Source organism: Pantoea sp. EKM20T (assembly GCF_011800485.1).
In the GTDB taxonomy this organism is placed as follows: Bacteria; Pseudomonadota; Gammaproteobacteria; order Enterobacterales; family Enterobacteriaceae; genus Pantoea; species Pantoea agglomerans.
Genome location: NZ_JAALFW010000001.1, coordinates 582232 through 596590 on the forward strand (window position 1 = coordinate 582232; position 14359 = coordinate 596590).

General features: G+C 56.0%; 14 protein-coding genes. 6 read left to right on the forward strand and 8 right to left on the reverse strand.

From position 1 onward, the window contains the following. Nucleotides 1-177 precede the first annotated feature (177 nt). Nucleotides 178-1347: a cyanate transporter gene (locus HFD94_RS02830; protein WP_045140740.1), complete on the reverse strand. Its 1170-nt coding sequence runs from the start codon at nt 1345-1347 to the stop codon at nt 178-180. Between the two features lie 87 nt (nt 1348-1434). On the opposite strand from HFD94_RS02830, the gene HFD94_RS02835 reads away from it, so the two are divergent. The 3 genes from HFD94_RS02835 to dbpA all read left to right on the forward strand — a co-directional run bounded on the left by HFD94_RS02835 (nt 1435) and on the right by dbpA (nt 6432). Beyond that, nucleotides 1435-2295 (forward strand): LysR family transcriptional regulator, encoded by an 861-nt coding sequence (locus tag HFD94_RS02835; RefSeq protein WP_010255227.1) that lies wholly within the window; start codon nt 1435-1437, stop codon nt 2293-2295. Between the two features lie 90 nt (nt 2296-2385). Further along, on the forward strand, nt 2386-3774 hold the full coding sequence (locus tag HFD94_RS02840; protein ID WP_122889159.1) for an amidohydrolase: 1389 nt from the start codon (nt 2386-2388) through the stop codon (nt 3772-3774). Between the two features lie 1275 nt (nt 3775-5049). Further along, the gene (gene dbpA / locus HFD94_RS02850; protein ID WP_010255222.1) at nt 5050-6432 is read left to right on the forward strand and encodes an ATP-dependent RNA helicase DbpA; all 1383 of its coding nucleotides are present in this window, start codon (nt 5050-5052) and stop codon (nt 6430-6432) included. A gap of 35 nt (nt 6433-6467) precedes the next feature. Here the strand turns inward: dbpA and HFD94_RS02855 are convergent, their stop codons facing one another. After that, nucleotides 6468-6860 carry a YgiW/YdeI family stress tolerance OB fold protein gene (locus HFD94_RS02855; protein ID WP_010255219.1) on the reverse strand — a complete coding sequence of 131 codons (393 nt, stop codon included), beginning with the start codon at nt 6858-6860 and terminating at the stop codon, nt 6468-6470. 167 nt (nt 6861-7027) lie between these two features. Here HFD94_RS02855 and HFD94_RS02860 point away from each other — a divergent pair, with 167 nt between their 5' ends. The 3 genes from HFD94_RS02860 to HFD94_RS02870 all read left to right on the forward strand — a co-directional run bounded on the left by HFD94_RS02860 (nt 7028) and on the right by HFD94_RS02870 (nt 10097). Continuing rightward, nucleotides 7028-7990, forward strand: coding sequence for a chemotaxis protein (locus HFD94_RS02860; RefSeq protein ID WP_010255217.1), 963 nt, complete (start codon nt 7028-7030; stop codon nt 7988-7990). A gap of 80 nt (nt 7991-8070) precedes the next feature. Beyond that, nucleotides 8071-8220 (forward strand): hypothetical protein, encoded by a 150-nt coding sequence (locus tag HFD94_RS02865; protein WP_022625169.1) that lies wholly within the window; start codon nt 8071-8073, stop codon nt 8218-8220. Between the two features lie 299 nt (nt 8221-8519). After that, on the forward strand, nt 8520-10097 hold the full coding sequence (locus tag HFD94_RS02870; RefSeq protein WP_010255214.1) for a methyl-accepting chemotaxis protein: 1578 nt from the start codon (nt 8520-8522) through the stop codon (nt 10095-10097). A gap of 310 nt (nt 10098-10407) precedes the next feature. Here HFD94_RS02870 and HFD94_RS22960 read toward each other — a convergent pair whose 3' ends face one another. The 6 genes from HFD94_RS22960 to HFD94_RS02900 all read right to left on the reverse strand — a co-directional run bounded on the left by HFD94_RS22960 (nt 10408) and on the right by HFD94_RS02900 (nt 14235). Then, nucleotides 10408-10578, reverse strand: coding sequence for a cold-shock protein (locus tag HFD94_RS22960; protein ID WP_085978710.1), 171 nt, complete (start codon nt 10576-10578; stop codon nt 10408-10410). 3 nt (nt 10579-10581) lie between these two features. Beyond that, nucleotides 10582-10794, reverse strand: coding sequence for an RNA chaperone/antiterminator CspA (gene cspA / locus HFD94_RS02880; protein ID WP_003854408.1), 213 nt, complete (start codon nt 10792-10794; stop codon nt 10582-10584). Between the two features lie 381 nt (nt 10795-11175). Further along, on the reverse strand, nt 11176-12930 hold the full coding sequence (locus tag HFD94_RS02885; protein ID WP_167432740.1) for a glycosyl hydrolase family 28-related protein: 1755 nt from the start codon (nt 12928-12930) through the stop codon (nt 11176-11178). A 203-nt stretch (nt 12931-13133) separates the two neighbouring features. Then, nucleotides 13134-13427: a hypothetical protein gene (locus HFD94_RS02890; RefSeq protein ID WP_010255207.1), complete on the reverse strand. Its 294-nt coding sequence runs from the start codon at nt 13425-13427 to the stop codon at nt 13134-13136. Then, nucleotides 13424-13771: a hypothetical protein gene (locus tag HFD94_RS02895; RefSeq protein WP_010255205.1), complete on the reverse strand. Its 348-nt coding sequence runs from the start codon at nt 13769-13771 to the stop codon at nt 13424-13426. Before HFD94_RS02895 ends, HFD94_RS02890 begins: the two co-directional genes overlap by 4 nt. After that, entirely contained in the window at nt 13768-14235 is a 468-nt protein-coding gene (locus HFD94_RS02900; RefSeq protein WP_010255203.1) for a glycoside hydrolase family protein, read from the reverse strand. The genes HFD94_RS02895 and HFD94_RS02900 overlap by 4 nt, the downstream gene beginning before the upstream one ends. Between the last annotated feature and the right edge of the window lie 124 nt (nt 14236-14359).

A 14359-nucleotide genomic window follows, 5' to 3' on the forward strand; every position in this document is an offset into this window, starting at 1 on the left:
TGGCACGCAGCCGCAGCGCTGGTGCCATCTGCCCCGGATTGGTCAGACCAAACCGCTCTGTCGGGGCTTATGGCAACAGATAGTTAACGCATTGTTAACCTGTGGCAACAGAAGATGCGCGAATTTTCCCGGAGTGTGAACCAGAGAAAAATATTGCCGGGATTGGTCGGACCAAAATCAGCGATTCACCTCAGGAAAGGCGTGCTGATAGCTGCGCGGATGGAAACGCAGATTAAGCACGATTAACAGCAGCGTGACCGCCGCCTGCAATAACCAGACGCTGGTGAAGTGACCGGTGAGCGCATGCAACTGCCCGGCGATAAACGGCATGCTGCCTGCGATAATAAAGCCGACGCCCTGCATAAAAGCCACCAGCCGCGCGCCAGCCTGCGGCTGCTCCAGATGATCCAGCGCCAGCACCAGCGCCAGCGGAAATGCCCCGCCCAGCCCGAAGCCCGCAATCCCCGCCCAGAGCCACGGCGCCAGTTGTGGCGCAAACAGGAAACCGAGCATGCCGCTGAACTGCATCGCCAGTGTCAGCAGCAGCAGCGGACGGCGATCGCGGCCCCGCGCCAGCAAGGGCAGCAGCAGCGCACCCGTGACCTGACAGCCGATCATCATGCCAAGCAGTGACCCGCCCGCCTGTGCGCTCCAGCCGAGTTGATGATAAAAATCGGGCAGCCAGGCGACACAGATGGCATATCCGCCGTTCACCAGACCGAAGCTCAACGCCAGCGTCCAGGCGCGGGTTTTCCGCCACAGCGAAGGCAGAGCGGCGGCCTCTGTCCGGGTTGCACGTGGGGTGGTGATAAACAGCCAGAGCAGGATGGCCAGCACCACCGGCAGCGCCCAGCTGCTCAGCGCGCCCTGCCAGCCAAGCTGCCCATTCAGCCACGGCGAGATCGCCGCGCCAATCCCACCGCCGCCCATCAGCGCCGCTGCCCACAGTCCGGTCACGCCGGCACTGCGGCTGCCAAATCGCTGACGGATCAATCCCGGCATCGCCATCTGCACAATGCCAATGCCCGCCCCTCCCGGCACAGTACTCAGCACCAGCCAGCCTCCGTCAGCCACAAACAGCCGACTCACCAGCGCCAGCAACAGCAGCACCAGGCCACCCAGCAGCAGTTTACGCACCGCAAAGCGCTGCATCAGCGGGGCGCTGACTAACGCAATGGCACCCATCATCATCATCGGCACCGCAGGCAACAGCGATGCCGCCAGCGGCGACAGACCGATGCTCTGACGCAGCTCGCCGAGTAACGGACTGACCGAGGTCATCAGCGGTCGCATATTGAGCCCGGCTAACACCAGCGCCGCCAGCAGCAGGTTGTTCTCTCTCTTCATCTGAGATCCACACAGTTAAAAGTTGCCAGCCTGGCAGCAGTCGTTACTATCTGGAAATGAAATATTACTCTGCCAGGTAGTGGAAATATGAATCGTCAGCCGATGTTTACTCCGCAACAGCTGCTCAGCTTTGTCGCGGTGTGCGAAACCGCCAGCTTTACCCGCGCCGCTGACCGGGTGCACCTGTCGCAGTCCACCGTCAGCCAGCAGGTGCGACGGCTGGAGGAGATGGTCGGCAAAGAGCTGCTGAACCGCTCCTCGCATCAGGTGCAGATCACCGAAGAGGGCGAGAAACTTTTAGGCTACGCCCGGCGGATTATCGCCCTGAATGGGGAAGCGCACGATGTGCTGAGTGACCAGTGGCGCGACGGTGTGCTGCGTCTTGGCGTGCCGGAAGATTTCGCCGCGCCCACGGCCGGTTTGCTGGCGCACTTCAGTCGCGACCATCCGCAACTTCGGCTGGACGTGATGAGCGGCATGCAGGTGGAGCTGCGTCGCGCCTGGCAGCGTGAAGAGCTCGACATCATGCTGATTAAACAGCCCGCTGGCGAGCGTCCGCTGGCGTCGCGTCCTGAACCCCTGCTGTGGCTCGATAGCGCAGAGTGGCCCTGCTTTGAGCAGACGCCGGTACCGCTGGTGCTGTTTCCCCAGCAGGGGCTCTATCGCGATGAGGTGTGTCAGACGCTCGACGCACTGGGCCGTAGCTGGCGCATTAGTTACAGCAGCGCCAGCCTGGTCGCGCTGGCCGCCGCCAGTGCGCAGGGTCTGGGGCTGACATTACTGCCCGCCAGCTGCCGCCTGCCGCAACATCGGGTACTGGGCCCGGAACAGGGTCTGCCGGTGATTGATACCTTCGAACTGGCGCTGTTCTGTCGTCATCCGCAGGATCCGCTGCAGCGCGAGCTGGCGGAATCCCTGGCAACCTTCAGCCAGCTGCGCTGGCAGTGAGATATCGAATAGTCGTCAGTGGAAAATAACGCAGCAGGGTGGAGCGTCGTTTGTCAGATTAAGACCTTGTTCACTTTGCAGGAGCCTCTGATGCCTATTTCCTCTTCGCCGAGCCGTCGTGATTTCCTTGGCCAGAGCGTCCGCTGGACTGCCGCAGGCGGCTTGCTGGCCGCCGGTCTCGGCCATGCCAGTGCCGCCACGCCATCACCTTTGTCCTCCATCAATCCCGACCAGCCCGCCGCCCTGCCCCGGCAGGATCACTATCTGCTGCGCAATGTGCGGCTGGAGGAGGGCTTTATCCGTGAGGATGATGAGATCGTTGCGACCCGCACCGGGCGTTACGACATCAGCGTGCGCGACGGTAAAATTGACCAGCTGACACCCGCCGGTCAGGGTGACAGCACCCTGCCGTCGTGGGATGCACAGGATGCCCTGCTGCTGCCCGCCACCCAGGATATGCATATCCACCTTGATAAAACCTTCTACGGCGGCCCGTGGCAGGCTCCGCGTCCCCGTCAGGGCAAAACTATCATGGACATGATTGCGCGTGAACAGGTGCTGATTCCGCAACTGCTGCCGCACTCTCAGGCGCGCGCCGAAGAGTTGATCGCTCTGCTGCACGCCAAAGGCACCACCCGCGCCCGCAGCCATTGCAATATCGATCCGGTCAGCGGCCTGCAAAGTCTGGAGCATCTGCAGGCGGCATTAGCCCGTCACCCCGCCTTTCCCTGCGAGATTGTGGCCTTTCCCCAACATGGCCTGCTGCACTCGCAGGTCGATGGGCTGATGCGCGAGGCGATGCAGCACGGCGTTGAGTATGTCGGCGGCCTGGACCCCACCAATGTCGATGGTGCCATGGAGAAGTCACTGGATGCGATGTTCCAGATTGCGCTCGACTATCAGCGCGGCGTGGATATACATCTGCATGAAACCTCACCCGCTGGCGTGGCGGCGATTCAGTACATGATTGACACCGTGGCAAAGAATCCGGCGCTGAAGGGCAAAGTGACGCTGAGCCACGGTTTTGCGCTGGCGACCCTGTCCGGCAGTACGCTGGATAAGATGATCGCAGGGCTGGCGGAGCAGCAGTTCAGCGTCGCCTCTACGCTGCCGATCGGCAAGCTGACCATGCCGATTCCGCAATTACAGGCAGCGGGCGTGAAGGTGATGACCGGCACCGACAGCGTTATCGATCACTGGTCACCGTTTGGCACCGGCAGCATGCTGGAAAAAGCGAATCTCTATGCGCAGCTCTATCGGGGATCGGATGAGTTCTCGCTGTCGCGGGCGCTGGCGATCGCCACAGACGATCGGCTGCCGCTGACAGCCCAGGGTGAACGCCAGTGGCCAGTACCGGGCGATGAAGCGAGCATGATGCTGGTAGCGGCGAGCTGTTCCGCCGAAGCCGTGGCACGGATTTCGCCAGTCGTCGCGACCTTCTCGCGCGGTAAACCGGTGTTTGCGCTGGCATCAGCCTGAAACAGCAGGGCTGCGGACAAAAACGCCGGGAGAGTTTTTGAACAACGCAACGCGTTGGCCCGGCTACGGGCGCACCTCAGGGATGAGGTGCGTAATCGCCCGCGCTGAGCCTTCTCAGCAAATGCGGAGAGATCGAGCCGGCTCAGGGAAACCGGTCAGATCGGAAAGGCGCTTAAGCCATCCATGGACGCTCGGCCCGCGCCGTCCCTGGCGCGGGACGCTTTCCTTTTCTGACCGGCTTCCCTGCGCTTTAAGCTTGTTTATTGCTGATAGATTCTCAGTGCCCGTGGTTTACCAGCAGCGACGGTCCAGAAACGGGAAGCATCTGACGGACGTGAAGCGAAGGGAGCATATGCCTGTAGCAAAGCATTACGGGCCACCGACAAAAACGCCGGGAGCGTTTTTGAACGACGCAAAGCGTTGGCACGGCTACGAGCGCACCTCAGGGATGCGGTGTGTAATCGACCATGCTGAGCCTTCTCAGCAAATGCGGAGAGATCGAGCCGGCTCCGGCCCGGTTACAGACGACCACCTTACCTAAAGCGCCGGGAGCCAGTACCTGCCCCACAACGCAAACCCACTCCTCCAAAAACAACAGAGCCTCCACAAGGGAGGCTCTGCATTTACCTGAGCGGAGTGCGGGTTACGCGCTTTTGGCCCATTTATCATTCGACATTAGTTCCATTGCCAGCGCGTATAAGCGACGATCTTCCTGATCACAGGGCTCATCTTCCGCATAACACGCAATCATCGAAGCGATCTTATCAGCCGATAAGCTCTCTCCATGAACATGCAGTGTCAGTACGGCGCGGCCTACTATTTTAAGCACATTTTCATGTGGTCCCTGGATGCGATTACTCAATGCAAATACCCTCTACCGGTCGTTGTACCAGGAATATGGCGCGCTAAATATAAAGCAATTAGCTCAGGATTTTTATCGGCACCAGTGGTGATATTTTTTAATGATTAATTCTATTACTGGAGTAGTAGTTAAGGATTTATCTGATTAACAATGAAATAAATATTTAAAAACGGCCACTTATCAAATAATCGCTGGCCTCAAAAGATCCTCATCCTGGAACAATCACATTAAGTCGGGGTTAATCTATAAAAATAAACCACCTTTTTCCCGTAAACTTCAGTCTATTCCTAAGCCCTCTGACAGATATAGTTTCATACTGCTAACCATCGAGGTTCCCGTTGCTGTCAGGCGTGCTTTCTGCCAGACTTGCCCCGCAATAATGCCCTACACTTTCAGCCTCAGAGGCCGCGCCCGTGACCGCTTTTTCTACCCTCAATTCGCTTCCCGACAGCCAGCTCGAAAACCTGCGCGAGATGGGCTACACCAGCATGACGCCCGTGCAGGCCGCTACGCTGCCCGCCATTCTGCAGGGACGCGACGTGCGCGCGCAGGCGAAAACCGGCAGCGGTAAAACGGCTGCCTTTGGTATTGGTTTACTGCACCATATCGACAGCGCCCGCTTTCAGACCCAGGCACTCATTCTCTGTCCGACCCGTGAACTGGCGGATCAGGTAGGCAATGTGCTGCGCCAGCTGGCGCGCTTCACCCGCAACATCAAAGTTCTCACTCTGTGTGGCGGACAGCCGATGAGCGCACAGCGTGATTCGCTGGTGCATCCGCCCCATATCGTGGTCGGCACGCCGGGTCGTATCCTCGACCACATTAACCGCGAAAACCTCAAGCTGGACCAGCTCAGCACGCTGGTCCTGGATGAAGCCGATCGGATGCTGGAGATGGGTTTCCTGAATGATATGGAAACGATCATTGAAGCGACGCCCGCTTCGCGCCAGACGCTGCTCTTTTCCGCCACCTGGCCAGACGGCATTACGGCTATCAGCACCCGCTTTCAGCGTGATGCGCTGAGCGTGGTGACAGAAGATGTCAGCGAACTGCCTTCAATCGATCAGCAGTTTTTCGAAGCCAGCCACAATGAAAAACTGGGTCTGCTGATAGCCCTGCTCAGCGATCGTCAGCCCTCATCCTGTGTGGTCTTCTGCAACACCAAACGTGAATGTGATGATGTCGCCGCGGCACTTAACGCGCGTGATATCAGCGCCCTGCCTTTGCATGGCGATCTGGAGCAGCGCGATCGCGAACGCGTGTTGATCCGCTTCGCTAACGGCAGTGGTCGCGTGCTGGTCGCCACCGACGTCGCTGCACGCGGACTCGACATCAAATCGCTGGCGATGGTGGTTAACTATCAGCTCGCTTGGGATCCTGAAATCCACCTGCACCGCATTGGTCGTACGGCGCGTGCGGGCGAACATGGCGTTGCGGTCAGCCTGGTTGCTGCCGATGAGATGGCTCGCGCGCATGCGCTGGAAGATTTCCTGCAGCAGAAGCTGCCGTGGGTCTCTGCCAGCACGCTGAAAAAGGGCAGCAGCAAGCCGCTGCCTGCAGCTATGATGACTTTGTGCATTGATGGTGGCCGTAAAGCCAAGATACGTCCGGGAGATATTCTGGGCGCGCTGACGGGTGAAGCGGGTTATCGTGCCGAGCAGATCGGCAAAATTGTCCTGACGCCGACCCACGCCTATGTGGCGATTGAGGCGAATCAGGCCAAAAATGCGCTGGTTAAACTCAAGCAGGGCAAAATCAAAGGCAAAACCTGCCGGGCGATTCTGCTGAAAGACTAAATAAAATGGGCGAGGAGATTACCTCGCCCGGTTTGTTACGGCTCTTCGATTTGGGTCACATGCAGCGTGGTTTTATCCCCTTTGCCCTGTACCTTGCCACTGACGCGTACTTTGTCTTCTGCGGTGTAGGTTTTACCATCAAAGGTCTTCTTCGGCGCGATAATCGGTAAGGTGCCGGTGTTGTCGCGGAACTGATACCGTTCGCCCTGCTCTTTCTTCACAATGTAACCTTCCAGCGTCACATATCCGCCCTGACGGAAATCGCGGATCTGATCAATATGCGTCTGACCGGTATCTTCTGAACCTTTATAGCCGGCATCCTGCTTGTGTTGCGGTGGTGGCGTATCGCCTGCTTTGTATCCGCCCTCTTCGGCCGAAACACCCGCACTCATCATCACCAGCAACGACGCCAGAATCACTTTTTTCATTTCACACTCCTTTATTGGAAAGGTGTCCATGTTGAACCTTCAGGGTTAATCCTGGCACATTAATTGGCGTCCGTTTTATTTCACCCTTCTCTTCTCACCTTTTTCCGTTTGCTGCCGATAACCTGTTCACACCCTATTTCACCAGCTGCGTTAATGCAGAGGCAACCATGGATAATTTTCAGAAAGAGATCGATGAGAGAGCGAACCTCGCGTTATCGAACAAGTTTGAGCTGCTGCTGTTTCGCTTAGGTTCCGATCAGCTGAAAGGCAAGTCTGAACTGTTTGGCATTAACGTCTTCAAGCTGCGTGAAATTGTGCCGATGCCAACTATCACCAAAGCCGCAGGCATGCGTTCGCCGCTGCTGGGTATGGCAAGTATTCGTGGCCAGTTCATTCCGGTCATCGACCTGCCTGCCGTGGCGGGTTGTGTGCCGGAAACCGGTCTTAACCTGCTGCTGGTTACCGAGTATGCCCGTAACACCCAGGCGTTTGCCGTAGAGTCAGTCGAGAACATTGTGCGTCTCGACTGGAGCCAGGTGCATACCGCCGAAGCCGGTATCGGCGGCCGCAACATTACCAGCATCGCCTGCCTGGACAGTGACAAGCAGAGCAACGAGCTGGCGATGGTGCTGGACGTTGAGCAAATCCTGTATGACATCATCCCATCGGTGCGCGGCGTCGAACCGGAAGCGGCCAGACCGCGTGCCTTCAACTACCGCCCAGGTGCGGTGGCGATTGTGGCAGAAGATTCCAAAGTCGCGCGTCAGCTGCTGGAGCAGGGTCTGAAGAGTATGGGCATTCCGGCGCTGATGTTTAACACCGGTCTGGATGCCTGGGAAAAAATTAAATTGATGAGCCAGGAAGCGCAGGCTGCCGGCGAATCGATTCACGACAAAATCGCCCTGGTGCTGACCGATCTGGAAATGCCAGAGATGGATGGTTTTACGCTGACCCGCAACATCAAACGTGACCCGATCCTCAAGGCTCTGCCGGTCGTCATTCACTCCTCACTCTCTGGCAGCGCCAACGAAGATCACGTGCGCAAAGTGGGTGCCGACGGCTATGTGGCGAAGTTCGAGTTGAATGAGCTGTCAGACGTGATTTTCAACGTTCTCGACACTGCCCGCTAAGCGAATGCGGGCCGCTAAGAATGCCCGGCACGCTTTTACTTTTTAGCCAGCGGAATGGCTGACCTGATCAGGAACCGACTATGCACATTGAAACTTTACCCGTTACGCCTGCACCTGCTACGCCTTCCCGTCAAAAGGTGCTGCGTGGCCGTTTACGCCAGCTGGCCTGGATTAGCGCCGTCACGTTAAGCGTCGCGTTCTGGACAGGCCTCTACTTCTTAGTTTTCTAAATCCATTCATCCTTGTCTGGATCGGGCTGTCAGCATCACTGCTGACAGCCCTTTTTTTTGTCTGAATTTCCTCTGGTTATTACTTAACCGTTTCTGATGATTTTTACTGACTATTTATTCACCCGACGTTATTACTTAAAAATTATTAAAGGTACAACTTCGTGCTCCGATAACAGTATGCGCGAGATCACCTTTTTGCCTGCGGCTGTGACCACAGACATCAGCAAGGCACTGCGCACAACAGCAGGAAACCTGAGTGTTGCTAACAAATTGATTAATAATAAAACGGGGAAGAGAACATGTTCAGTATCAAGAATATGAAGGTGGGAATGCGGCTCGCAGCAGCCTTCGGTATTATTGTGACGTTACTGATAGTGATTGGCGTGACATCCATAACCAGGATTAACAGCATTAATACGGCGATCGCCTCGATCGTTGACGATCGTTATGTGAAAGTACGACTGGCATTTGATGTGCGCGATGGCGTCAACGATCAGATCAAATACCTGCGCGGCATGGTGATCGACACGACACGTCCGGAAATGAATGTGAAGCGTTATGGTCAGCTGGATGAAGCCACGCAACGCACCAACAGCGCAATGAAAAGGATCGAAGATATTCAGGTCACGCCGGTCGGCAAGAAAAAGATCGCCGGTCTGCTGGCCTCTTCCCAGGCTTTTGAGAAAGTTAAAGCAGAGCTGATCACCCTGGTGAAAGCGGGCGATTTTGAGGCTGCCAGCACCTATGTCCTGAAATCAATGACCGCCACCCAGAACAAATTCCTTCAGGATGCCGTGGATTTTGCCAACTCTCAGGACGCACAGTTGCGCAGTGAAGGTCAGGGTATTGTGGAAAATGGTCAGTCAGCTATCTCCATTACGCTGATTTTCTCCGCGCTGGCGATTCTGGCGTCTATTCTGCTGGGCTACTTCCTGACCCGTTCTATTGTGCGTCCGCTGGTTGCAGCGGTTGACGTTGCTGAACGCGTTGCCGCAGGCGATCTGAGTTCACAGATGCAGGTGACCTCACGTGATGAAACCGGCGTCCTGATGCAGGCGCTGCAACGAATGAACGATAATCTGCTGTCGATTGTGACTGAAGTGCGTACCGGTTCCGACACTATTGCGGTGGCCTCTAATCAGATCTCCAGCGGGAACCTTGATCTTTCGACCCGAACCGAACAGCAGGCCAGTTCGCTGGAAGAGACCGCCTCTGCCATGGAGCAGATGACATCGACCGTGAAACACAACGCCGACAACGCGCGTGAAGCCAATCACCTGGTTTCAACCACTTCCAGCGTGGCGCGTGAAGGTGGCGTGGTGATGGAGCAGGTCATTGAGAAGATGGAAGCGATCGCCCTCTCCTCACGAAAAATTGTCGATATCATCAGCGTTATCGACTCCATCGCCTTCCAGACCAATATTCTCTCCCTCAACGCCGCGGTTGAAGCGGCACGCGCGGGTGAACAGGGTCGTGGCTTTGCGGTGGTGGCGAGTGAGGTGCGTAATCTGGCGCAGCGCTCAGCCTCAGCGGCCAAAGAGATTAAGGTACTGATTGAAGATTCCGTCGCTAAAGTCGATGAAGGCAGCAAGCTGGTGACACATGCCGGTTCAACTATCGGCGAAGTGGTGAACAGCGTGCAGAGCGTGGCAAACATCATGAGCGAAATCACCATTGCCAGCAGCGAGCAGAGCAGCGGCATCAATGAAATCAATCAGGCGATTACCCAGATGGAAGCGGTGACGCAGCAAAACGCCGCGCTGGTACAGGAAGCGTCAGCCGCCTCACAAGCGCTGCAGGATCAGGCAGAGCGTATGGCACAGGCGATGAGCGTCTTTAATACCGGCAAGCTCTCACTGCAACCCGTACTGCGTTAATCCCTCTCAACGGCCTGCTTCGGCGGGCCAGTTCAAGAATGGTGACGATAAGGGCGGATAGGTTACAGGCAACAGAGCGGTAAGCGGGAAGCGGGAAGCGGGAAGCGGGAAGCGGGAAGCGGGAAGCGGGAAGCGATGAACGTTATACAAGGGAGTTGCAACTAAACAGCGAAAATGAAGGTAAACAGGCAGGTTACGAGTAAAAAAGCGTGGGGTTTGAGAAGGAGGAAACGCAGAAACAAAAAAGGCTGCCAGAGGCAGCCTTTTATTACTGTAAATGCAACAACGCTATAAAGCTCACTAGCCTTAATCAGAGAGCGCGCAGCTGGCTCTGAATTGCAATCCTTGCCAGGTTCACCTGAACCACGACAGATTTGCAGAAAATGCATTTCGCTCCATGCGGGTTGGCTCTTGTAACATCAAAATGTGATGTACGAAACTGTGAGCCACTACAGTGAGGACATTTAAAAGTAATTTTCAGTCCTTAGAGACCAACAACGTTCGCAGCAGCTGGGCCTTTGGCGCCATTTTCTACTGTGAATTCAACTTGCTGACCTTCATCTAATGAACGGAAATCGGTGCCCTGGATTGCAGAGAAATGTACGAATACATCTTTGCTGCCGTCTGCAGGAGAAATGAAACCGAAGCCTTTCTCTGCGTTAAACCATTTAACGGTACCGCGAATTTTGTTAGACATGCTTAAATCCTTAATATATCGAGCCTTCCGGCATACATAATGGCCTGAGAACAGATTTTAATCAGAACGTAAGAGAAGACTCAAAAAGAAGGGATGTCTCGCGACAAACTTAGAGATGAGAACTGCTTTGGTTACTTACTTTGATAGTGTCTGTTAATCAAACCGACGATTCATTAGGCCACACTTCTTAAAGTGACGCAAGCCGTAATTCAAATTAATCGCAATCAGCCCGCTGACGAGGATGAAGGCGAAAGGCTGTGTCAGGGAGACTGTCTGGCTTCACAGTGCAACTGTGACTTTCCCGGCGACGTAAAAAGAAGCGGAGATAATGTCAGATCAAAAAAGGGCGAGGCCGGAGCCTCGCCCAAAACATGCCGATCATCAATCGTAGTAAGGAACCTTACGGTCAACGCCGTTGATATTGATCAGCACAAAACCGGTCGGAGCGGTCTTATTAGTCGGCGTACCCGCAGCAGTAGCCAGCGTAACCACCCCTTTTTCGTTGGCCCCGATGCCCGCCAGCCCGTTGTGCATGCCAAAACGTGCAGCGGGTTTCAGATTGCTGATTTTGGTGATGTCCGTAACCACCGACATATCAGCCTGGAACAGCGAGCAGGAACCGGTATCGAAGCGGGTCGGACCGGTCGTCTTCAGGTTGAACATGGTCTCGCCGCTGTTCGCTCTCAGCTTGACCCAGATTACGGCATAGGTGGTCCCTACCCGGCCATAACGAATGTCCAGCACGGAAGGCTGACCCATATGGTAAGCATCGGCCCAGACCGTCTCCAGTCGCTGGAGGTTGATCAGGGTTTTACCGGTGCCCACCACATTAACCGGCGAACCGGCGGTGCCGGAGGGCGTGGTCGCATCCGCTTTCCCGATCAGCTCCATTACCCATTGCTGGTTAGGCGCCGGGAAATAGAGCTGCCCCAGCCGATACCAGTTGTCGGTATCAGTGTTGTTCACCACTTTATAGCCGCTGTAGTAGCCGGCACGCAGCGAACCGGTCATGAACGTGCCGTAGTTCTCATCCCGACGATAGCCATATTCGAAGGTCGATAACCACTTACTTCCGGCCAGATCATTGGTGATTTTCGCCCCCGCCTGCAGGTTGATATGACGCATCACCACGCGGGCATTATTGAGATTGAGCGGCGTGCCGCAATCTTCCATGTTGAGCGTTTCGATGTTCCAGCCGCCATCCGACAGATCCCCCGGGTTAGTCGTGTGCTCAATCCAGACGTTACGCATGAGCCCCTGAGTGACGCGCGGCATATAGAGCGTGGCGTCGCCATAGCCCGACTGGAAGTTGGCATTACACAGCTCAATGGCGGTTGAGTGGTCCCAGTTCCCCTTCGGCGTGTTTGACCAGCCGACATCAAATACCCGTGAAAAGGTATTGGAGCTGTAAATCTGATCGAACTTACTGTCGAGCGTATCCTGCAGCTTAAAGACGGTTCCCCCGGTACTTTGCGCCTTGAAGCAGAAGATATTGACGATCTGGCCTCCGACAATGGTATTTTCAAAGAACGGCTGCGTGTTACTGCACTGTTCAGGCGTGACGGTGACTTTGGCCGTGGTGTCGACAGTCCCGGCGTTAGCCTGTCCATGCCAGCAGATGCCTTTAATGACGATTCGACGCGCATTAACCTTAAACACGGTTTTCGCGCTTTTATCAGAAACAATGGTGGTACGCGGTGCCGAGCCGAGCTCGATATCATCGCCTGCCAGACCAAAAAACGACAACTCCGTATCGCTGATATCGATGGGTGAAATCAGGAAGCGGCCCCCCGGAAAACGCACCGGAATCGCTTTCGCGTAGGCGTTGTAGGATTGTGTCCATGCCAGCATCCGCTTAAAGGCTTCAGTGTCATCGGTCACGCCATCCCCTTTCGCGCCAAAGTGCAGAATGTTCACTTCGGCGGGATCGTTGATGGTGCGCTTCCAGTAGAAACCGTTACCCACCGCCACCGTACCGCCATCATCTTTCAGCGGAGTGGTGCTGAGAAAACCGACAAAGTCTGCGCCGCCACGGAAGCTGGAGTCCTTATCGTAATAGCGTTTAAGGCTCGCGACTTCACCTGATTTTGGTGGAACAGTGGTACGCAGTTCAGCAAAAGAGTTAACTTCGATCATAGAATCCTCCTCAGGATCATAGAGATATCGCGCTGAAATCAGCGCACTACTTAGCCGCAGCCGGATGGCCGCAAAGGGAGTCCCACATGTCGTTGTGGGTGTTGATGGCGCGCACCGTACGAACGTCCATTTTTTGCGCGTCATCGCCGTAGGTATAAAGAGGGGAAAAAAGTACGCAGGCAGAGTCGGTGATCGCCACCGGCTCAGGGTTTGTGGTATTTCGACTGCTGCAGCTTGTCGCGAGCAGCAGCGTCATCAAGGCTATGGTTGTCAGTCGCCACACGGTTAGCCTCCTCGCGGTTATGTTGTTGCTGTTGCGCTACCGCGGTGACGCGGGACGCCTCCTGTTGCGCGTTATCGACGTCAGAACGCGCTTTTTGCTGCACTTTGCCGATTTTCTTGCCGCCGAAATAACTGGCGCCCAGCGCCGCGATGACCGCAGCCAGCGCGGCGATCCAGTGCCAGCTGCCGCCCAGTAAGGTGGTAATCAGAGTCATGGCTTCGCTCCTTCAGACTGCTCCTTCGCATTGAGCAGGTTTTTCTGACGAACAAATTGTGCAATCACCCCCATCGCCACCATGAAGGCGCCCACCAGCCCGAGGTAGTTGTGCGGCAGAATCGCTTTAACGTCTTCGGGCAGTGCGCTCCAGGCATCAACGGCGGCCGAAGGAAACGACTGCGCCCAGGCGCTGAGCATGGAACCCAGCGACGCAAGCCAGACAGACCAGGTTTTGAAAAGCAGACGGGCATGAGAGACAAACTGGAGGGTGGTAAAGCGCTGCAGCAGCAGCAGAATGATGATTGCCGTCAGCACGGCGGTGAGAAACATGAGCCATCTCATAGCAACCCCCTGTAAACCGCATAGGTTCCGCTGCGCATCATCTCCGCGTGACGTCTGGCGCGGCCCGGCGTCTGACGGGCCCAGAGGCTGTTCATCATCGCGTCAGCCGCATCATTAAACTGTTCAGCCACGATCGCGCTGAGCATGTTTTTGAACTGCAGGACGCCCTCGACGCCCAGCTGATAAGCCATGCTCAGCAGCACGTCGGTGCGGGCGTCGTTGCACTTCGCCAGCGCATTACGCAGCAGCTCCCTGCCCTGCATCTCCTGAATTTTGTTTTCAAGAATGCACTGCTTCCAGACATCACCGACGCGCCGTGGCACGCGGAAAGCGTAATTACTCAGAGACGCCCCCTTGGGTCCAATGCGAATGCCGCCGGCCACCGTGGGAAAGCCCAGCGTGTCGAGATAGGGCGTGTCGACATACCCCTCTTCAAAATTCAGTACTGCGATTATCTGGCTCATAACGACTCCTCAATGACGGGTTAAAGCAACTCAGCCTTGTGAAAAGAAATACATAACGCTCGCTGATCATTACTCAGCACGGCGCAGCAGAAGGCCTTACTGACCCTGCAGCAAAACTGAACAG

What these genes read in the sequence shown, in the direction of transcription:
- HFD94_RS02840 (WP_122889159.1), top strand. Translation starts at nt 2,386, where the DNA reads ATGCCTATTTCCTCTTCGCCGAGCCGTCGTGATTTCCTTGGCCAGAGC.
- HFD94_RS02885 (WP_167432740.1), bottom strand. Translation starts at nt 12,930, where the DNA reads ATGATCGAAGTTAACTCTTTTGCTGAACTGCGTACCACTGTTCCACCA.
- HFD94_RS02900 (WP_010255203.1), bottom strand. Translation starts at nt 14,235, where the DNA reads ATGAGCCAGATAATCGCAGTACTGAATTTTGAAGAGGGGTATGTCGAC.
- cspA (WP_003854408.1), bottom strand. Translation starts at nt 10,794, where the DNA reads ATGTCTAACAAAATTCGCGGTACCGTTAAATGGTTTAACGCAGAGAAA.
- HFD94_RS02865 (WP_022625169.1), top strand. Translation starts at nt 8,071, where the DNA reads ATGCACATTGAAACTTTACCCGTTACGCCTGCACCTGCTACGCCTTCC.
- HFD94_RS02895 (WP_010255205.1), bottom strand. Translation starts at nt 13,771, where the DNA reads ATGAGATGGCTCATGTTTCTCACCGCCGTGCTGACGGCAATCATCATT.
- HFD94_RS02890 (WP_010255207.1), bottom strand. Translation starts at nt 13,427, where the DNA reads ATGACTCTGATTACCACCTTACTGGGCGGCAGCTGGCACTGGATCGCC.
- HFD94_RS02860 (WP_010255217.1), top strand. Translation starts at nt 7,028, where the DNA reads ATGGATAATTTTCAGAAAGAGATCGATGAGAGAGCGAACCTCGCGTTA.
- HFD94_RS02835 (WP_010255227.1), top strand. Translation starts at nt 1,435, where the DNA reads ATGAATCGTCAGCCGATGTTTACTCCGCAACAGCTGCTCAGCTTTGTC.
- HFD94_RS02830 (WP_045140740.1), bottom strand. Translation starts at nt 1,347, where the DNA reads ATGAAGAGAGAGAACAACCTGCTGCTGGCGGCGCTGGTGTTAGCCGGG.
- HFD94_RS02870 (WP_010255214.1), top strand. Translation starts at nt 8,520, where the DNA reads ATGTTCAGTATCAAGAATATGAAGGTGGGAATGCGGCTCGCAGCAGCC.
- HFD94_RS02855 (WP_010255219.1), bottom strand. Translation starts at nt 6,860, where the DNA reads ATGAAAAAAGTGATTCTGGCGTCGTTGCTGGTGATGATGAGTGCGGGT.